This is a genomic window from Bacillus sp. B1-WWTP-T-0.5-Post-4 (assembly GCF_009183795.1).
In the GTDB taxonomy this organism is placed as follows: Bacteria; Bacillota; Bacilli; order Bacillales; family Bacillaceae_G; genus Bacillus_A; species Bacillus_A cereus.
The window spans coordinates 331,339-350,330 of the sequence record NZ_WEIJ01000003.1; the positions used below are offsets into that span (position 1 = coordinate 331,339).

The window sequence follows — 18,992 nt, forward strand, 5'->3', positions numbered from 1 at the left end:
CCTTTATATTCAGTTGTTTTTTATAATTATTTTTTATTTGTAATTATTATTGATAATAATTATCATTTTCATTTAGATATTATATCGCCACTTTTTTTAAATAGCAAACTATTTTTTCACTTCGCTAAATATTAAAATACTTATTACAATTCCCTTCCAAAACTTACAAATACACGCAAAATAGACTACTAGCTTATTTTTAAAAGTGTAGTATACTTAATCATTATTTTGAGTTTTCAAATAAAAATATCCAAGGTGATGCAATGTTATATATAAAACAACTACTCTATTTTACTTATGAACAAGCATTATCCTGCTTATTCCCAGTCGTTATTTTCTTAACACTAGCCCTTTCAAAAATCGTTTCGATCCCAGGGTTATACCGCTATGATTTCATACTCATCGTATGCCTTCTTATGCAGTGGATTATGTACAAGACTGGTCTTGAAACAAAAGACGAACTAAAAGTAATTACCATCTTCCACCTCATCGGCCTTTTACTAGAAATATATAAAGTACATTTCGGTTCATGGAGTTATCCCGAAGAGGCATATTCGAAGGTTTTTGGAGTTCCGCTTTACAGCGGTTTTATGTATGCGAGTGTCGCGAGTTACATATGTCAAGCCTGGAGAAGGTTGCATTTAAAAATGCATCATTGGCCGAAAACTATTTTTACCGTGCCATTAGGAGCAATGATTTACTTCAATTTTTTTACGCATCATTTTCTATACGATTTTAGATGGTTCTTAACTTTACTTCTATTCATCGTTTTCTTTCAGACATTTGTGGAATTTTCATTACGAGGCGTTACATATAAAATACCACTCGTTCTCTCCTTTTTCCTTATCGGATTTTTCATTTGGATTGCAGAGAACATCGCAACATTTTTCGGTGCATGGCAATATCCAAATCAACGGGAAGCATGGAACCTCGTTCACTTAAGCAAAATTAGCTCATGGTTTTTATTAGTTGTTATTAGCATTATGATTGTCACGCAGCTCAAACATTTGAAGGAATCAAAAAGATAATGCTGATTATGTAAAATCAATTAGCCCATCACTCATTAGAGAGTGATGGGCTTTTTTTAGTAATATTTTTTAAACCGACCTTATCAAAGGAGTTATAATTTACAAGAGCATAAGCAGTTGCACATTATGAACCACTACTAGCAGAAGATGTTGCTGCAGATGAAGCAGCAATCGTTGCCATCATGGCTGCCTGTTGTGCTTGTATGAGGACTTCTATCATTGTTTGTAAACCTGTGTTGGTAGCTTTACTTTCCTCACCTTTCTGACTTACGAACAGTTGAATAGCAATAAGAATATTTGTATCTGTATGCCAACGGAACAATTTATCCCCCTGCAATTTTTCAATAAATGCTCGAATAGAATGAATCTCTTTTTCTCCGTCCTCGAGTAACGCTAGTAGCCCAATAGCTGGGTAATGCATCTGTTTTACTTTTACCTTTTCTTGCTTTAACAAATTCCATATATTTGTGCATTTTGCAACTAATAGTTCTTCCCTGACCTCCTTCTTTAATGAAAGAATATGACTCAAGAATTGAAGATCATTCCCTTTACGCAAACCAGCTGTCGCTAGTTTCTGATAAAGACGTTCCACTCGGTCCATAAGTGTTTCTACATGCTCTGATTGTCCTGCTAATAAAACTGCGAGCGGATAATCATTTGTACTTGTAAGAAAGAGATGATCCTTTTTCATGCGTTTATATACTTGCATCGAACGCTGAATGTGCGCGCCATGCTGTTCATCTTCTTCTGTCAAAAGCACAGCTGCTGCGAGATAAGTAAATATACTCCGGCTAAAGCCACCAATGACCAATTGTTCATATAAATCTAAAAACGTCCGAAAAGCTTTCTTGTAATCTGTAAAGTGAATATCTAATGTTGCGGCCACTACAAAACGATGATAAGACTTTAAGTATGAAAACATCCCTACCTGATTCTTAATATAACTACTAATTTCTAAAAAACGTCCGAGATCAAACAATTTATCACTACCTGCATACATAGCAGCAATCATCATTCCTGTTCGAGAATCACTCGTTTTCCATTTTAGTTCTCCCTTTAACTGTACATATGTATGTTTATATTGCTCCAACTTTTTCTCTAATGTAATCATAGTATTCACCCCTATTTCTAGTTCTTCTCTATCATTATACGTATATTCCATATTTAGGAATACTATAATTAATAATCACCACATAAAAAATTATAAAATTCTCTAATCCTTCAAGAAGTTATACAAAAAAGGTAGATAATAATTTATCTACCTTTTTTGTATATATTATTTAACATTACAACTGTATTGCTTGTTATATGCAATTAAGACTAAAGAGCTTTAATAATACGTTCCATCGCCTTCATTTGCCCAATATGATCAGCTTCATGATAAAGCATCATACCGTAAAGCTCCCCTACTGTTTCCAATCCTAGGAATGGCTCTGGCAGTTTATTTTCAAATGCTTCTGCTGGAATTTCGTTAATACGTTTTGCTTGTTCTTTTAATTGAGCCGTTAACACTTCTAACGATGGTCCTTCTGTCGTCCATTTAGATGGTCTTGATCCATATCCAAACATACCTGGATATTCAGTTGGCAATTGTTTAAATTCTCTTCCGAACATGAAAGTCTCTGCTGCTGTTAACACGTGTCCAATATGCCAACGAATTGTATTGTTAAAACCCTCTGGCTGCGTATCCACAGTTTTATCATCTAACGTTTCCATAAATTTAAGTAACGCCCCGCGCGTTATTTCAAATTGTTTTAAACCCACTAGTCTATTCATTTTATCGTTCCCCTTCTTGATGTACAATTTATTATGAACTAAGAATGTTCAACTTATTAAGGTTTCACCTTGTTTAATCTATCAGAAACAAATAAGAAATACATCTAATATGCTTATTAAAAATAATAAAAAGGTTCACTCCTCGTAAATATAGAATTACTTACTATGTTAATAAAAGAGGAGTGTACTTGCATGTTACATATTTTAAAACAACAATATAATCTTATTAGTGCTACAAGAGAAACTCTATTTTCGTTTTTGGAAGAAATCCCAGTAGAAAAATTACATAGCACAGTTTCTAATTTCGGAAGCGGTAGCATTATAAAGACTCATATTCATGTAGCCGATTGCTATCGATACTGGCTTGGATCATTCGCATTCAAGCAAAAAAGAGCAGATTTTTCATTTGCTAGCGATTACGAAATTGAGCATGCAGATGTGGAAAAAGTTCGCGCTAGATTTAAGTTAGTAGATGAGACTGTACAACGTTTTTTAGATGAATACAATGACCGTTGGCTCGAAAATATAGCAAATGAAGTGAAATGGCAAAAAGAACCTTGGAGCACAACTCCGCTATGGCTTTTAACTCATACGGAGACGCATGAATTTCACCATAAAGGACAAATTGTATCTATGGCTCGTCACCTTGGATATACTCCTCCTGATACAGACCTTAGTTAATACATTCGTGTTCATTTAAAAGCGGAATGAGCAGCAAGAATAATAGTATGATCAAAAAACTCGTTGATACATTTTGTTGTGTATAAAACTTTTATTATTTGTTTTAGGTATACCATACCATTATAAAATTCATGTAACATCGAATTAAGATTCATATTTTTTATGTAACTCATTGAAGAAAGTTTAAGTATTTATACATTCAATTACTAACTAAAGGAGAAAATTATAATGAGATTAGAGAGCGAAAGAATTTATTTAAGGCCTCTTTGTCAGCTAGATGCTCCTATTATATTAGAAAGTACAATGGATGATGAAATAAGATATATGACTGGAACTAAGTCCACTTTTTCATTGGAGCAAATTACGAAACATATAGATCATATAAATAATGATTCAAGTCGCTATGATTTCGCTATTTGTTTACAAAGTACTGACGAGATGATTGGAGAGTTGTCGATTTTAGATATCGATGAGGAGAACAAAAGAGCAGGATTCAGAATATCAATGATTTCAATAGCATTAACAGGACAAGGCTATGGAACTGAAGCTATTAAAATAGTTTTAAGTTTTGCTTTTGAACAACTATCATTAAATCGTTTACAGTTAGAAGTATTTAGCCATAATTTACGCGGAATTAAAGCTTATGAAAAAGTTGGTTTTGTAAAAGAAGGAACCTTACGTCAATCTTTATTTTATAACGATACATACTCAGATGAAATTATTATGGCCATACTTAAAAGCGATTATATAGACAGATCTTTGTAAATGGATGTACTTAATCTATTAAACAATTTTAAAGAACCTTACCACAATAAAATGCAGTAAGGCTCTTTCTTTTTTTATATCAAATAACAGCTCTTAAAACATGTATAATCGTATCAATACCAAATAGTCTCCGCATAATTATATGCATCACTATTCGGAATGGCATGTTTCCCTTGTGCTTGTGCCTTTCTTGGATCTAAATCATATACCATTGGCGTATAGCATGATGTTTGCCCTTTATTTACAACACCATTTCCTCCAGCACTTCCGCAAGTGTATGCCTTTCCATCTGTTTTTCTAACAATCCTTGCATCAGCTTCATTATTATAAATTGCCAGGCGAGTTACAGTAACTTTCGCCCATGCTGTCTTACATGTCGTGCTAAATTTTAATTCTACATAAGAATTTGAATCAATCCACTTCTTTTCTTTCGTTACTGCGGATTGATCACAGCTATTATAATAAGGACTTTTCCCATCATATGAATGGTCTTCTGCGTATGCTTTATCATTGTTGGTCGTACTAAACACACTAGTTACGATGAGCAATGCCAGACAAAGACATGCGCTTACCTTTTTAAAAAGCTTCATAGAATTCCACTCCTTTATTAATAACGTCCAGTTTTCCCGTAGCCGTTATTAATCGTCACCGCTTCGGCATCAGCTGTATAACCAAAATCAGCAGTTAAATCAAACACCATTCCTGTATACGTACTCGTTTGTCCTGTTTTTATTGCTCCATTGCCACTATTAGAGTCTACTGATTTTTGGAATACACCATTTTTATATTTATTAATAACAGCGTAAGCATATACCCCTCCAGAAACAGAAGGAGCTGGTTGATCTAAAACAAGCTTAGACCATGCTGCATGACATTTATTACTGTAACGTAAATACACTGTTCCTACTTTTTTACTACCTTCATAAACTGCTGTAGACTTTGCATTAAATCCATCTGCATCACACGTCGTACTTCCCCCGTATACTTTCGTTGTTGCTGGATTTTTCCCGTCATAATAACTGCTTAAATCAGTAGCTGCAAATGTACTTCCTTGGAAACTAAATAATACACCTATACTTGCCGCACTTAACACGCATACTTTCATTAACTTTTTAAACATTTTAAATTCCCCCTCAAAATGATTATATATACTAAAGACAACCTATACTGTTATGTAAGCCCTCCTTTCACGCTTCCTAGATGCATCTTACAGAAACGAATAAATGTTGTAAATTCCCTTATGATTATTGGAATATACGAAGAATTTTACTTATCCTTGTAAGAAAAAAGTTGAGAAATACAAATTTTATAGCATCCTTTATTTAAAACATAAAAGAACCGATACTTGTTATATTCAAGCATCGGTTCTTTATACAAAATTGCCATTGTTTCTTTTATATAAAATAAATATTTCTCCACTTAATCCGTTGTAAAAAACTCCCTCGTTACATCAATAAATTGTCGCAGTGGCACTGTCATCCATTTGTCTTTATGCCAAGCGATTTGCGTATAAATCGGAGAGATTGTTTCGTTTAACATCAACTCCTTTAACTTCCCTTCCCGTATATCTTTTTCTACTACTATCGCTGGTAAAACGGCTATACCTAAATCTGCAATAACACATTGTTTAATTGCTTCAACACTAACAAATTCAATTTTATTTGTTGGATATACATCTTCCCAGCGAAATAGCTCTTCAAATAAAGTCCGATACGAGCAGCCTAATTCTGTTAGTAAAAGTGTTTCACTCTCTAAATCTTTTATAGAAACTGAAGGTTGTTCAAGTAAACGATGCGTAGGAGCAGCTACTACTTTTAATTCTTCGTTCATAAGTGGTTCCACATGTAAAACATCTTCTGTTTTACATTCGTCCAAAATAAATGCAAGATCTACTTTCCCCTCCATCAATTGTTCCTTCGCATCTTTATTGGAGTGTGCTGGTTTAAATATAAGTTTTATTTTTGGGAATTGTATTTTAAACCTCTTTAATATAGAAGGCAGTCTGTATGTACATTGACTTTCTTGTGCACCAATTATTAACGTACCTGCTATTTCTTCATCATCTTTCACAGCCATTTTCGCTTCGTTACTGAGTGCAATCATCTTGTCGGCATATAGTTGAAACTTCCTACCTGCTTCAGTTAAGAAAAGACGTTTCCCTAATCTCTCAAATAGTGGTGTACCGAGCTCAGCCTCTAATGTTTTAATTTGTGCTGTAACGCTCGATTGGGCAAAGTTTAATTTCTTCGCAGTTTGTGTAAAGTTCAAAGTATGTGCCGCTACTTTAAATGTAATTAACTGTTTTATTTCCATTTATCATCCCTCTTTTCAATCGATATTTCCGATTGATTCCATCGAAATAATCCTCTTTGTCTATTGATATTTGTATTGTATGATAAAGAACATCTATAAACAATATAAATGGAGGTATTCCATATGAAAGCACTTTGTTTCGAAACATTCGGAGACGCTAATGTTCTACACTATAAAGAAATACACGATCCAATCATAAGTCCAAATGAAATTCTTGTCCGCACGAAAGCAATCGGATTAAACTTCGCTGATATTTATAGACGCCGCGGCGATTATCATCTTGCTGGCAATCCGCCTTATGTATTAGGTTATGAAGGAGCTGGAATTGTTGAAAAAGTAGGAGCTGACGTTACTACTATCAACCTAGGAGACCGTATTGCATTTGCGGACGTCCCATTTGCAAATGCAGAACTAGTTGCCGTTCCATCTGAAAAAGTAATCCCACTACCAGATTCTATTTCTTTTGAAACAGCCGCTTCTGTCTTATTACAAGGATTAACTGCACATTATTTAACGCACGATAGCTATCAACTAAAACAAGGTGATATAGCTTTAGTACACGCTGCAGCTGGTGGCGTCGGTCAACTTCTTATTCAAATGATTAAACTACAGGGCGGAACAGTAATTGGTCTTACATCATCAAAAGAAAAAGCAAAGATAGCTACATTAGCTGGTGCCGATCACGTATTTTTATATAACGAAGAATGGCATACGAAAGTACTTGAAATGACTAATGGAACTGGAGTAAATCTTGTATATGAATCAGTAGGTTCTACATTAGAGGAAAGTTTTAACGCTACTAAAATTGGCGGTACTGTCGTATTTTACGGAATGGCTGGTGGTAATCCTGCTCCAGTTGATCCACGTATGCTTATGGATACTTCAAAAACTTTAACTGGCGGAGACCTTTGGAACGTTCTTACCACTTATGAAGAACGTAAAAAACGATCTACTCAATTATTCGATTGGATCGCAACTGGAAAATTAAACATTTCAAATCCTACTACATTCTCTTTACAAGACGGTGCTCTTGCTCATGAATTATTAGAGAGCCGTAAAAGCACAGGGAAGATTTTATTAATCCCATAGTTCACAAAATGAAAAGGAAGCTAGATTTCTCTACCTTCCTTTTCTTATTTCTATTTGAGATTTAATTATATTTCCACACTTTCTTTCCCTTTTGCAACATAACTCATGTCTCCAACCGACTCGACTGTATATGTTCCATCTTGATATACAATCTTCGTCACACTAGCATTTTCCACCCCAAGTTTTGTTTTGCTACTGTCTAACATTTCTATTAAGGTAGTAATCAAAAGCCCATGAACGACAACTAAAACGTTACCGCCACCATTTCCAGCAGCTTCTTCACTAATTTTATCTATCTCAGCTTTTATACGAGTAGAAAATAATTCCCAATCTTCCGCCTGTTTTGTAGGATCTGCTACTCTAATAAGATTAATCACTTCTTGAATAGAAAACTTCATAAGTTCTTCTGGTGATGCAACGCCTGCAGCTTTTCCAACCACATCCCACATATTCTCAAGTTTTTCACCTTCAAAAATACCGAAATTTAATTCTCGCAAATCTTTTCTTTGCTCAAGTTTTAATTTTGATTGCTTACTATATTTTAATACTAAATTAGCAGTTTCAATCGCTCGGCCGCTATCACTACTATACGCATTCATAAAATGAATATCTTTTAATCCTGTTCCTAAATTTGTGGCAACTTCAACACCTTTTTCTACTAATGGAGAATCAGCCCAACCTTGCGCGCGATGATTCGTATTTAATATTGTTTTACCGTGTCTTGTAACATATAACGTAACTGCATTCTCATTGCTATCTGTTTCTCGCTTATTCATTTCATTCTCTCCCTTTACGTTTCTATATCAATTTTACCACCTCAATTATTCATTGAGCAAAATATACGTCAGTAGATCCGCTTAATAAAAAAAGCTATCTTTCTGTATATCCATACAAAAAGATAGCATCTTTTATGATTACATTTCTTAACCGTTACTCCTACTCAGCAAAAGCACTCGAATATTGTACAATTCCTTCTACACCTAGAAGAGCATTTTCTGTTAATTCCTTTATCATAAATACCTCTTCAGGCACTTCAAACGGTGCTTTTACATTCCACTCACTTGCTTTCTTAAAACCAAATTTCGGGTAGTACTCTGGATGTCCTAATACTACAACTGATCCGTATCCAAGTTCTTTCGCTTTTTCTAAAGCAGCCGTAATCAGTTTTCCACCAATTCCTTTCTTCTGATGGCCCCTAGCAACTGAAACTGGTGCAAGTGCTAACGATTCTACAGAAGTTCCACATTGTTCTATTGTAATTTTCGATAACATAATGTGACCAACTATATCTTCATCTACCGCAACAATTGATAACTCCGGAACAAACGCGTCACATTCTCTAATACGTTTTACAAGTTCATGTTCTGTTTTATCACTAAATTCTTCCTTTAAAAATGCTTCTTTTACGACTTCTTCTGTTTTTCTATAATCATTTTTTTGTTCTTGTCTAATCGTTACCATTTTAACTTATCCTCTATTCTTTCTTATTTCTTTTTGAATTTTACGAAGTGCTTTTTTCGATCCGCGCTCAATATCGTGTTGCATTTTTCTTTCTTTATAATCAACAAATAGTGTATTTAAATCGTATCCTTCTGGATATAACTCCTTCGCTGCTACTTCTAAAGTAATACGTTTTACATTTACTTCAACGAATTCACCGTTATAATATACAACAACGTTATAAAAATTATCTTTTTCCTTATAGATGATACCAAAATCATCATGATCCAATAAATTAACACGATCTCCGATTTTGTACTCATAATGAGATTCTCTTTTTTCTTGTACAAATTTCGGTTTTCTAATTTTACTTTCATTCACTTTTTCTAAAGCGTACTCTTTATTTCCCATATACTCTTTCGCTCTTTTCAGCACATGTTCTTTTACGCTCATTTTATTCGCAATCCAAAGTGCATTACTTTCTCCTGATTTTCCGATAACTAATTTATAAAGCGGATCTAACGTTTCACTATTAAATTGCATCGCTGCATTCATAAAGTCATCGTGCATTTCTGAGAATCGTTTAATTTCTCCGTAATGCGTACTCGCAACGGTAATACATCCTGCAAGGTACAACTCTTCTAAAATAGATATTGCAAGTGCTGCACCTTCATTCGGTTCTGTACCGCTCCCTATTTCATCAAATAAAAGTAACGTATTATTATTTGACATCCTCATAATCTCAGAAAGATTTTTCATATGAGATGAAAATGTACTTAGTGCGTTTTCGATACTTTGATTATCACCAATATCTACAAATACATTTTCAAAAATAGCGATTTCTGTCCCTTTATCTCCTGCAATATGAAGACCTGACATTGTAGCTAATGTTAACAATCCAATTGTTTTTAACACAATTGTCTTTCCGCCCGCATTCGGCCCTGTAATAATTAAACTACGATACTCTTGACCAATTTCAAAATTTAAGGGTACAACTTGCCCTGTTAAAAGCGGATGCTTACAATTCACTAAATGAATGTAGCCATGATCATTTAACTTCGGTTCTATTCCATCAATCGATTTACTAAACTTCGCTTTCGCAAATACCATATCATACTGACTAATTAGCTCCATGTTAATCTTTATACTATAAATATTTTCTAATACCATCCCTGATAAAGTCGCTAAAATTTGATATTCTTCAACCGCTTCTTCTGCTTTCAAACCTGCTAGTTCTGCATTCAATTTCGTAACCGTATGCGGTTCTATAAATACAGTAGAACCTTTTGCCGAGGCTTCAATAATACTTCCGGCAACTTGGTTTTTATAGGAAGATTTAATTGGAATCGTATAACGGTCATCCTTTTTACTAATAAAGAATTCCTGAATGAATTTCTTATTTGCACTACTATTTAAAAACTTCGTTAAACGTTCTTTTATTTTCCCATCTACAGAATCGATATTATTTCGAATTCGTTTTAACTCTTTACTTGCAGCTGCATCAATACTATTTCCTTTAATTGAAAAGTTAATTTCCTCTTCAATACTTTTATATTCAGTCATTGAATTTGCATAAGAAGCTAATACTGGTGCAAAAAATTCTTTATCTAACATAAACTTTTTAATCTTTCTACATCCACGTAAAAAGTCTGAAACACTCACTAATTCTTCTGGATCTAAAATCATACCTTTTTCTAATTTTTGAATTGTACTAGCAATATTAGAAATGCCGAAGAAAGGAACATGCCCTTCTGCATCTAATATAGCTCGTGCTTCTGTCGTTTCATTCAACCGATTTCTCACTACTTTTATACTCGTACTCGGCTCTAATTTGTTTAATAATTCCTTACCTAATCCACTTACACAATAAGATTTCACTATATCCTTTAATTCGTTATATTGTAACTTTTCAAAAGTCATCGTATTCATTTTGTTTCTCCTCACTATGATTGATTTTTATCATAAATGAAGATACCTACTCATTAGATTCCAATGAGTCATATATAAAATTCCATAATTATACAATAAAAACATATACAAAAAAGCTGCGGGGATACCGCAGCTTTTACATTTACAAGGCATGTGTAATAACATATGAGGAAATAAGCCATAAAAAATAGATGGCAGTCCCTTATTACACGCTTTATAAAGTATTGTAGGTATCTTCATAGGTTTTGAAATAAATGCATGACAAAATTAGGGGTATGATGTACATAAAAATCCCCTGGTCTTATCCGATTTATTTCATTAAATTTTTCCTATTTAATACCTACCGCACTCACAAAAAGCACCTCTCATTAAGTTATATTATAGTCATTGAAATCTAATTTATTGAAATCATCATACTATATGTTACGTGAGAAGTAAAGGTGTCATACTTTTATAACTATACAGAATGTAAAAAGGAAGAGGAAAACTTATATTTCAGTCTACCTCTTCTTTTTCATCACCAAATTACTGCTGAACATATATGGAAACTGATCCTCCACTTACTTGGAATTGCCCCCATCCGTCCTTATTAATTGTTACAGTATTTGTTTGATTACCCGTAATATCGTACCATACTTCCCCTGCGTTATTCTTTCCAACATCCATCCACTTCGCCCCTCCTGGTCCATCAGAGATTAATGTTGCTAAACCAGAATTAGCATGTACACTATCACCTTCTCTTGTCCAGCCAATCACATCTGGATGATCAAAATAATCACGTTGCGTACCATATGCAAAGTTTTTTCGTGCCGTCAAAATCGGATCAATTTTGTCCTTTAACGCTGGAATTTCATAGTTACTATTTCCTTTTGTACCATAGTAATCACCATAGAAAACAGAAGGATACCCCTCTGCACGCGTTAAAATAAATGCATATGCCAGCGGTTTGAACCAAGGGCTCACTACAGATTCCAATGACTGACCAGGCTGTGAATCATGATTTTCAACTAGAGTAACCGCAAGTGTAGGATGATTCGCAACTACCGTTCCTTTTAAAATATTTCTCATATCATAATTTCCATTTCCTGTTGAAGCATAATGAAAATTATAATGAAGTGGTGCATCGAACACAGATTGATTATAATTAACCTTTGCTAAATAATTATTTAAAGTCTGGATATCATTTTGCCAATATTCAGCTACTGTAAACATTTCTTTCCCTGTTTGCTGTCTAACGTGATTTACCCAATCGCGCAAATATTCATGATCAATATGTTTAACAGCATCTAAACGAAAACCATCTAAATTTAATTCATTCGCATACCACGTTCCCCATTTTTTCATTTCATTCGCAACATCTGGATGATCAAAATCAAGATCCGCATACATCAAATAATCATAATTCCCATTCTCGCTAGACACTTCCCAGTCCCATGCTTTACCTATGCCCCTAAATTTATAAATTCGGTTTAATTTCCTTCCTTCATCCCAATCCGTTCCGTCAAAATGATACCATTTCCATTTGAAATTAGAATAAGAATCTCCACGCCCTGGAAAGTTAAATCCCGTCCACGCACTAATTTCATAATCACCTGATACTTCATTATTTCGATTGCTCGGGTCTACCTCAACTGCTGTGACAGTTTCTGTATAATCAGCCCCACCTTTATGATTCATAACTACATCACCGTATACATCGATGTTTTTCTTATGTAAAGCGTCAATTGCAGATTTCAATTGTGCTTTCGTCCCATATTTCGTCCGCACTGTGCCCTTTTGATTGAATTCCCCCAGATCATATAAATCATATGCTCCATATCCTACGTCATTTTGCATAGTTCCTTTATATGCAGGTGGTATCCAAACAGATGTAATTCCTTTTTCCGCTAAATTTTCAGCATCAGTACGCAAACGATTCCAATGATTCCCATCATTCGGAGAATACCACTCAAAATACTGCATTAACGTTCCATTGTTAACTGTGTCTGCATATGCCTTACTCCCCTCATATATACTAGGTAAAAACATAACAACTGACAATCCGACTATTGTTATTCTTTTAAACATCTGTACACCATCCCCTTCCAAGAAAGCGTTTGCATAGTTTATCAGAATTATTATAATATTCGTCCCACCGTTAGTAAAGTAGCAATCTCTCACTCTCCCATATTATTTTTAATCTAATTTCAAATATTCAACGTAGTTTTCATTTCACATCCTATTCAAGATTGTTTACAATTTACCTATAAAAGCATAACGGAGGGATTTCGATGACAGACTTTCAAAAACAATTTTTCGCACGATTACATATAGAAGAAAAAGACACAGTTTCATTTGAAGATTTATCTAACATTATGTACGCAATGGCACAAACTGTTCCTTTTGAAAACTTAAATATTCTCGAAAAGAATTTTAAAGAAATATCAAAAGAAAATTTGAAAGAGAAAATTTTAGTAAATAACCGTGGCGGTCTTTGTTATGAACTCAATCCTACTATGTATTACTTCCTGAAAGATTCTGGATTCGATGTTCACCTCGTTTCAGGAACAGTTTATAACGCTGCAAACTCCATATGGGCTGTTGATTCTGGCCATATCGCAACCGTTTTAACACATCATAATGAACTTTATTTAATTGAAGTAGGATTCGGATCATACTTACCTCTTGCCCCTGTCCCTTTCTCAGGTGAAGTCATTCACTCTGCTACAGGAGATTATCGTATTCGTAAAGAAATGACCGAAAAGGGAAACTACATTTTAGAGATGCGGAAAAACAATGAGTTCTTGGATCAATCTTCTGCTGATGATTGGACGTTAGGCTATGCATTTTATATAGAAGAAGTGGATGAAGAAAAAACAAATACAGCACAAAAAATTATCGTTGAACATGAAGGATCACCCTTTAATAAAGTACCTCTTATTGTAAAACTAACTGAAGATGGGCATGCCTCTTTAACGAAAGATAGCCTTACAGTAGCGAAAAATGGTAAAAAAACGAAAGAAACCGTTACAGACATGCAATATACAAACCTTTTACATTCAAAATTCGGAATTACACTATAAGTAAGTAAGCCTTGTTATTTTAGCAAGGCTTTTCAATTTTCAGCAGGGATTTTTTGCAATTTGTTGTATTTCATAGTTATATAGAAATATAACTACATGTTTAGAAAGGAAATGATTATGACAGAACTTAAAGATCGATTACAAGTAGCTGATATAGAAAAATGGGATTTAACAGACATTTACCATACAATTGAAGATTGGGAAAGTGATTTTCATAAAATTGAAGTATTAACGAAGGAATTACACGAATTTAATGGCAATATTCACGATGGCAATAGTTTATTAGCTTATTTAACGAAGAGTGAAGAAATTTCTAGCATAATATCTTTAATGTTCGCTTATGCACGATTACAATCTGACCTTGATACACGCGATACTGACGCGCAATCTCTTGTCGATAAAGTATCACAATTACACGTGAAAGTAAGTGCAGCGAAATCTTTCTTTTCCCCCTTCTTACTTAGCATAGACGAAAACACATTACATTCTTACATAGAAGAAACAGAAGGCTTACAATATTATAAAGAAGACTTATTTGAATTATATCGTTATAAAAAACACGTATTGAATCAGGACCAAGAAGCAATTTTATCACAAATGGGTGAAGCTCTTTCTTCTCCACAGCACACATTTGGTATGTTAAATAATGCAGATATATTATTTGGTGAAGTGACGACTGACGATGGAGAAAAAGTGAACTTAACACGCGGAATGTATGCAAAGTTAATAGAAGATACGAATCGTGAAAAGCGTAAAGAAGCTTATAAAGCATATTACAAACCATATGTTCAGTTAAAGAATTCCATCGCATCTACTTTATCCGCTGCTATTAAAAATAATGTTACTGTTTCGAAATTAAGAACCTATCCATCAGCGCTAGAGAAATCATTATTTGGCGATATGGTTCCGAAAGAAGTATACGAAAACCTAATTGATACAACGAAAAAAAACATTCAAACATTACATACATACAATGAAATTCGAAAAGAAAAATTAAACGTAGATGAACTAAGACAATACGACTTAGGCGTCGATTTAGTAGCAGGTGCAAAACAAGACATCCCATATAGTGAAGCATTTGACATTATGATTGCATCACTAGCTCCTTTAGGAGAAGAATATATTGAGACATTAAAAAGTTTTAAAGATAAAAGATATATAGACGTAAGAGAAACACCAGGAAAACGTTCTGGTGCTTATAACTTTGGTGTATACGGCGTTCATCCTTTCATTCTTTTAAATCATCACGATGATTTAAACAGCCTGTTCACTCTTACTCATGAATGCGGTCACGGTATGCATACGCACTATTCACATGGATACCAACCAAGAATTTCTGCACATTATTCTATCTTTGTCGCAGAAGTCGCTTCTACAGTAAATGAAGTGTTATTAATTCACTATTTATTAAAAGAAGCAAAAGATACGGACGTGCGTAACCATTTAATTAACCATTTTATTGAGAAATTTAAAGGTACTTTCTTTACACAAATTATGTTTGCAGAATTTGAAAAAATCACACATGAAATGGCTGAACAAGGTAAACCATTAAATGCACAAGTCTTCAGTGAAATTTATGAAAAGCTATTTAAAGAATATAACGGTGATTCACTTGTATTTGATGAAGAAGTAAAATACGGATGGGCTAGAATCCCTCATTTCTATCGCCCGTTTTACGTATACAAATATGCAACTGGATTCGCATCTGCCATTCAAATCGCTGATAAACTATTAAGCGGTGATCCGAATGCTCAGAAAAATTATATTGAATTCCTTAAAGGTGGAAGTTCAGACTACCCATTAAACTTATTGAAAAAAGCTGGCGTCGATTTAACAACGCCAGAACCGATTGAAAGTGCATTGAAACAATTCACTCAACTTGTTGAGGAGTTTTCAACCCTATAAAAAAGAGCCTCTCGCTAGAGGCTCTTTTTTATATTCCCTTTCCTTCTATTAAATCATTCGCCATTTTCCTAAATTCTTGATTAAATGCGTCATTCATACCATTTTGGACGTTAGAAAATAATATGACAAACGTTCGTTTATCCCAGTTAAAATTATTAAAAGTGTTCCAGCCAGCTAATACACCGTGGTTATGATAATAATCTGGGTAAATATAGAAACTAAATCCATATTTCCTTGCAGGTGATGCAGAAAACATATCTGATACACTTTGTTTAGAAAGTAGTTTACCATCCATAATAGCTTCATCTAACTTTTTCATATCTTCAACAGTCGTATACATTTCACCACAACCATACAGCCAGTTCATTTTTAAGCGCGGCGTGGCTATTAACTTATTATCTTTTTTCGTATACCCTTCTGCTAAGAAAATATCTTCTGGAAGTGTTGCGCCCATTCCAGATTCATTCATTTCAACGGGAGTCAAAATATTTTCTTTCACATATTCAGCAAGTGGTTTATTCGATATTTTTTCTACAATATATGCAAGCACCATATAATTATAATCTGTATATTTCCATCCTGTCCCTGCTGGAAATTGTAACGTTTGTGCCCCAATCCACGTTACTAATTTTAACCGTGATGCTGCGTCAACACTACCTTGTCCCTGTTCTGGTAATCCAGACGTATGTGTTAACAAGTTTCGTAACGTAATATTTTTATCTGCTGGAAACGATGGGATATATTTATTTACATTGTCTTCAATGTTCAACTTCCCTTTTTCTTTTAGTTGCATAATAGATATTGCAACAACTGTTTTCGTAATAGAACCAATGCGATATTTCGTTCTTGGCGTTGTTAATACTTGATCTTTCACATTCGCATAACCGTAGCCTTTTCGTAAAATCACATGACCTTTACTTGCTACAAGAACACTTCCATTAAATCCTTTATCTTTTAAGTACTGATCTAGTTTTCCAGCTGCAATTTCATAACGCTTTTTCTCATTCGCATCAATTTCCTGCTTAACATCTTTTTGCTTACTATTTACATTAGAAAATGCCTTTGCATCATATTTTTTTCCTTTATTTGCATGTATTAGTGTAACAATACTTCCACAAAAAACTGCAAAAATAAAGAAAACGATTAACCATTTCTTTAACATACTAGGAACCCTCTTTTATCTAGTTTCACTTAACGTACATCCATTCTATTTTATATCTTTTAATTATCAAGTATATTATAATATTATTTAATATTCACTCTGTTAAAACTAGATTCCTTTTTCTCATTTTCAATTTTGACTACTCTCTATTGTATTTCTTTCTTGCAAAATTTCCAACATACAATCGGATGCATTACACTATAATTTCAAATTCTTTTGTAACATTTGTTACATACTAAAAAGAATGGAGATGTAATATGAAAAACACCGATAAACGCAATCGTTTAGATGATAAGATGTTTCATTATCGGATAACAAAAAATAACATGGTATTAATCGAATATTACGAAAAACAGATTATAGTATTAAAAGGAAATGATGCTGAAAAATTTTTAAATAAAATAAATCATGCAAATAACGATAAAGAAAAACAGCTAATTATGGCTAAAATTACAGGTAATTTCAAAAGAGGTAATGAACGAAATTGAAAACGAATCTCATTTATATTTTGATTATACAACAAATAAAAAAAGAAATGTCGCTCATTCAACATTTCTTTAGACTTTCTTCATAAAAAATTTACATTGCTAACATTCCTTCATTTTCTATAATTCCTATATAAGCTAACCGCTGAAATAGTTAGTAATACAACTATGCATAACCACGCATACGTATATCCCTTCTTATCTACAATATAACCAAATAAAGCAGGCGCAGCAATAATGGCAATTTGATTTAATGTAAGTGCAAAACTCACTGTCATCCCTACCGATTCTTCACTTGCTGATTCCGCAACTTCAGTTATAAAAAGACTAAACCATCCAATTGAAAAGAACCCTAACAACGCACTTACACCATACAATACATTCGTTATTGTATGTATGCTCATTACTAATATTAGAATGAAGAAAATAGAAATACAAACAGTTATAAATAGGAGGGTACGCCTATTCCCCTTATAAAATAAATCACTAGTAGCTGCTAATATAACCCTACCAACCATTCCAGAAAAGAACATAACGGAAAATACTTTTCCAGCTAAAATTGGCGTGATTGATTGTTCCAATACTAAAAATTTTATAAAGTGCGCAACTAACACCATTTGCAATGAAATCATACAAATGCCAGTTATATAAATTGCATACAACTCTTTTTTACACATCACTTCTTTTAACTGCATCCAAAAAGAAAGTTTACTACGTTCTTGTTTAACTTTCTCTTGAATATATGGTTCCTTATAAAATATAAAAAATAAAAACCCTCCAATTATACAAATACATGCAATACTATTTACCGCATAGGCCATATTATATTTTATTGTAAGAAACGGGATCAATACTCCCGCTAATGTACCACCAATCGGTATACCGGCTTGTCTAATCCCCATCGCTAACCCGCGATTTTCTTTTGAGAACCACTTCATTATCACCTTACTTCCTCCTGGCTGCGAAACACTATAAAACGTTCCTACTAATAAAAGTACAAAGAGTAACCCATTAAATCCATTGACCATATTAGTCAGTAAAAACGAACCTCCTAGTAAAAATGAACCTATCGAAATTAACAACTTTTCATTGTATTGATCAAGTAGCCGCCCGACAAAAAGCATACAAAATAGCGGTCCTATATTTACAACACTTACTAACAATCCAATCTCCGTATTCGTAAGTGCATATTCTTCTTTCCAAAATAAAGCAAACGCTCCAACACCATACGTTATAAGTGTCGCTGTTGTTTGAGCAACCGTCGCAAAAATTAACATAACCCACTTATAAGTACTATTCACCCTTTCTTCCATTAACACAATAATCCCTCCATCCCCTTCCATTGTATGAAAGTTCT

The 18,992-nt window shown here is 33.7% G+C and carries 18 protein-coding genes; 7 read left to right on the forward strand and 11 right to left on the reverse strand.

Annotated elements, in window-relative coordinates; genetic code table 11:
• Window positions 1–263: 263 nt before the first annotated feature.
• A complete protein-coding gene (locus GBN91_RS12455) occupies window positions 264–1,028 on the forward strand; it encodes a DUF817 domain-containing protein (protein WP_113302959.1) in 765 nt (254 codons plus the stop codon).
• 124 nt (window positions 1,029–1,152) lie between these two features.
• Here GBN91_RS12455 and GBN91_RS12460 read toward each other — a convergent pair whose 3' ends face one another.
• Window positions 1,153–2,190 (reverse strand): DUF4003 domain-containing protein, encoded by a 1,038-nt coding sequence (locus GBN91_RS12460; RefSeq protein WP_152121571.1) that lies wholly within the window; start codon window positions 2,188–2,190, stop codon window positions 1,153–1,155.
• Window positions 2,191–2,348: 158 nt separating this feature from the next.
• Complete coding sequence (locus GBN91_RS12465) at window positions 2,349–2,804, reverse strand: DinB family protein (RefSeq protein ID WP_001081123.1); 456 nt, start codon at window positions 2,802–2,804, stop codon at window positions 2,349–2,351.
• Window positions 2,805–2,996: 192 nt separating this feature from the next.
• On the opposite strand from GBN91_RS12465, the gene GBN91_RS12470 reads away from it, so the two are divergent.
• On the forward strand, window positions 2,997–3,485 hold the full coding sequence (locus tag GBN91_RS12470) for a DinB family protein (protein ID WP_006925360.1): 489 nt from the start codon (window positions 2,997–2,999) through the stop codon (window positions 3,483–3,485).
• A 228-nt stretch (window positions 3,486–3,713) separates the two neighbouring features.
• Entirely contained in the window at window positions 3,714–4,250 is a 537-nt protein-coding gene (locus GBN91_RS12475; protein WP_113302961.1) for a GNAT family N-acetyltransferase, read from the forward strand.
• Window positions 4,251–4,363: 113 nt separating this feature from the next.
• Here GBN91_RS12475 and GBN91_RS12480 read toward each other — a convergent pair whose 3' ends face one another.
• The 3 genes from GBN91_RS12480 to GBN91_RS12490 form a co-directional block, all read right to left on the reverse strand.
• Window positions 4,364–4,840, reverse strand: coding sequence for a DUF2690 domain-containing protein (locus GBN91_RS12480; RefSeq protein ID WP_016123103.1), 477 nt, complete (start codon window positions 4,838–4,840; stop codon window positions 4,364–4,366).
• Between the two features lie 17 nt (window positions 4,841–4,857).
• The gene (locus GBN91_RS12485) at window positions 4,858–5,370 is read right to left on the reverse strand and encodes a DUF2690 domain-containing protein (RefSeq protein ID WP_044307094.1); all 513 of its coding nucleotides are present in this window, start codon (window positions 5,368–5,370) and stop codon (window positions 4,858–4,860) included.
• Between the two features lie 299 nt (window positions 5,371–5,669).
• The gene (locus GBN91_RS12490) at window positions 5,670–6,563 is read right to left on the reverse strand and encodes a LysR family transcriptional regulator (RefSeq protein WP_152121572.1); all 894 of its coding nucleotides are present in this window, start codon (window positions 6,561–6,563) and stop codon (window positions 5,670–5,672) included.
• 123 nt (window positions 6,564–6,686) lie between these two features.
• Between GBN91_RS12490 and GBN91_RS12495 the strand changes: the two genes are divergently transcribed.
• On the forward strand, window positions 6,687–7,652 hold the full coding sequence (locus GBN91_RS12495; RefSeq protein WP_000645266.1) for a quinone oxidoreductase family protein: 966 nt from the start codon (window positions 6,687–6,689) through the stop codon (window positions 7,650–7,652).
• A gap of 65 nt (window positions 7,653–7,717) precedes the next feature.
• On the opposite strand, the gene GBN91_RS12500 is transcribed toward GBN91_RS12495, so the two are convergent.
• The 4 genes from GBN91_RS12500 to amyS form a co-directional block, all read right to left on the reverse strand.
• Window positions 7,718–8,428, reverse strand: a complete 711-nt coding sequence (locus GBN91_RS12500) for a histidine phosphatase family protein (RefSeq protein WP_152121573.1) — start codon at window positions 8,426–8,428, stop codon at window positions 7,718–7,720.
• A gap of 160 nt (window positions 8,429–8,588) precedes the next feature.
• A complete protein-coding gene (locus tag GBN91_RS12505) occupies window positions 8,589–9,113 on the reverse strand; it encodes a GNAT family N-acetyltransferase (RefSeq protein ID WP_006925380.1) in 525 nt (174 codons plus the stop codon).
• 6 nt (window positions 9,114–9,119) lie between these two features.
• A complete protein-coding gene (locus GBN91_RS12510) occupies window positions 9,120–11,021 on the reverse strand; it encodes an endonuclease MutS2 (protein ID WP_152121574.1) in 1,902 nt (633 codons plus the stop codon).
• Between the two features lie 525 nt (window positions 11,022–11,546).
• Window positions 11,547–13,088 carry an alpha-amylase gene (amyS, locus tag GBN91_RS12515; RefSeq protein WP_000476409.1) on the reverse strand — a complete coding sequence of 514 codons (1,542 nt, stop codon included), beginning with the start codon at window positions 13,086–13,088 and terminating at the stop codon, window positions 11,547–11,549.
• A gap of 203 nt (window positions 13,089–13,291) precedes the next feature.
• Here amyS and GBN91_RS12520 point away from each other — a divergent pair, with 203 nt between their 5' ends.
• Window positions 13,292–14,083 carry an arylamine N-acetyltransferase family protein gene (locus GBN91_RS12520; protein ID WP_016123111.1) on the forward strand — a complete coding sequence of 264 codons (792 nt, stop codon included), beginning with the start codon at window positions 13,292–13,294 and terminating at the stop codon, window positions 14,081–14,083.
• 117 nt (window positions 14,084–14,200) lie between these two features.
• Window positions 14,201–15,988 carry an oligoendopeptidase F gene (pepF, locus tag GBN91_RS12525; RefSeq protein ID WP_149214883.1) on the forward strand — a complete coding sequence of 596 codons (1,788 nt, stop codon included), beginning with the start codon at window positions 14,201–14,203 and terminating at the stop codon, window positions 15,986–15,988.
• A gap of 28 nt (window positions 15,989–16,016) precedes the next feature.
• Here the strand turns inward: pepF and GBN91_RS12530 are convergent, their stop codons facing one another.
• On the reverse strand, window positions 16,017–17,150 hold the full coding sequence (locus GBN91_RS12530; RefSeq protein ID WP_000915193.1) for a serine hydrolase domain-containing protein: 1,134 nt from the start codon (window positions 17,148–17,150) through the stop codon (window positions 16,017–16,019).
• Between the two features lie 257 nt (window positions 17,151–17,407).
• Between GBN91_RS12530 and GBN91_RS12535 the strand changes: the two genes are divergently transcribed.
• On the forward strand, window positions 17,408–17,638 hold the full coding sequence (locus tag GBN91_RS12535) for a hypothetical protein (protein ID WP_152121575.1): 231 nt from the start codon (window positions 17,408–17,410) through the stop codon (window positions 17,636–17,638).
• A gap of 110 nt (window positions 17,639–17,748) precedes the next feature.
• Here the strand turns inward: GBN91_RS12535 and GBN91_RS12540 are convergent, their stop codons facing one another.
• Window positions 17,749–18,978, reverse strand: coding sequence for an MFS transporter (locus GBN91_RS12540; protein ID WP_048558158.1), 1,230 nt, complete (start codon window positions 18,976–18,978; stop codon window positions 17,749–17,751).
• Window positions 18,979–18,992 lie beyond the last annotated feature (14 nt).

Excerpts from the sequence above, each read along its gene's own strand:
- GBN91_RS12455 (WP_113302959.1), top strand. The coding sequence starts at position 264 with ATGTTATATATAAAACAACTACTCTATTTTACTTATGAACAAGCATTA.
- GBN91_RS12535 (WP_152121575.1), top strand. The coding sequence starts at position 17,408 with ATGAAAAACACCGATAAACGCAATCGTTTAGATGATAAGATGTTTCAT.
- GBN91_RS12480 (WP_016123103.1), bottom strand. The coding sequence starts at position 4,840 with ATGAAGCTTTTTAAAAAGGTAAGCGCATGTCTTTGTCTGGCATTGCTC.
- GBN91_RS12510 (WP_152121574.1), bottom strand. The coding sequence starts at position 11,021 with ATGAATACGATGACTTTTGAAAAGTTACAATATAACGAATTAAAGGAT.
- GBN91_RS12475 (WP_113302961.1), top strand. The coding sequence starts at position 3,714 with ATGAGATTAGAGAGCGAAAGAATTTATTTAAGGCCTCTTTGTCAGCTA.
- GBN91_RS12495 (WP_000645266.1), top strand. The coding sequence starts at position 6,687 with ATGAAAGCACTTTGTTTCGAAACATTCGGAGACGCTAATGTTCTACAC.
- amyS (WP_000476409.1), bottom strand. The coding sequence starts at position 13,088 with ATGTTTAAAAGAATAACAATAGTCGGATTGTCAGTTGTTATGTTTTTA.
- GBN91_RS12490 (WP_152121572.1), bottom strand. The coding sequence starts at position 6,563 with ATGGAAATAAAACAGTTAATTACATTTAAAGTAGCGGCACATACTTTG.
- GBN91_RS12470 (WP_006925360.1), top strand. The coding sequence starts at position 2,997 with ATGTTACATATTTTAAAACAACAATATAATCTTATTAGTGCTACAAGA.
- pepF (WP_149214883.1), top strand. The coding sequence starts at position 14,201 with ATGACAGAACTTAAAGATCGATTACAAGTAGCTGATATAGAAAAATGG.
- GBN91_RS12520 (WP_016123111.1), top strand. The coding sequence starts at position 13,292 with ATGACAGACTTTCAAAAACAATTTTTCGCACGATTACATATAGAAGAA.
- GBN91_RS12505 (WP_006925380.1), bottom strand. The coding sequence starts at position 9,113 with ATGGTAACGATTAGACAAGAACAAAAAAATGATTATAGAAAAACAGAA.
- GBN91_RS12485 (WP_044307094.1), bottom strand. The coding sequence starts at position 5,370 with ATGTTTAAAAAGTTAATGAAAGTATGCGTGTTAAGTGCGGCAAGTATA.
- GBN91_RS12460 (WP_152121571.1), bottom strand. The coding sequence starts at position 2,190 with ATGGAATATACGTATAATGATAGAGAAGAACTAGAAATAGGGGTGAAT.
- GBN91_RS12530 (WP_000915193.1), bottom strand. The coding sequence starts at position 17,150 with ATGTTAAAGAAATGGTTAATCGTTTTCTTTATTTTTGCAGTTTTTTGT.
- GBN91_RS12540 (WP_048558158.1), bottom strand. The coding sequence starts at position 18,978 with ATGGAAGGGGATGGAGGGATTATTGTGTTAATGGAAGAAAGGGTGAAT.
- GBN91_RS12500 (WP_152121573.1), bottom strand. The coding sequence starts at position 8,428 with ATGAATAAGCGAGAAACAGATAGCAATGAGAATGCAGTTACGTTATAT.
- GBN91_RS12465 (WP_001081123.1), bottom strand. The coding sequence starts at position 2,804 with ATGAATAGACTAGTGGGTTTAAAACAATTTGAAATAACGCGCGGGGCG.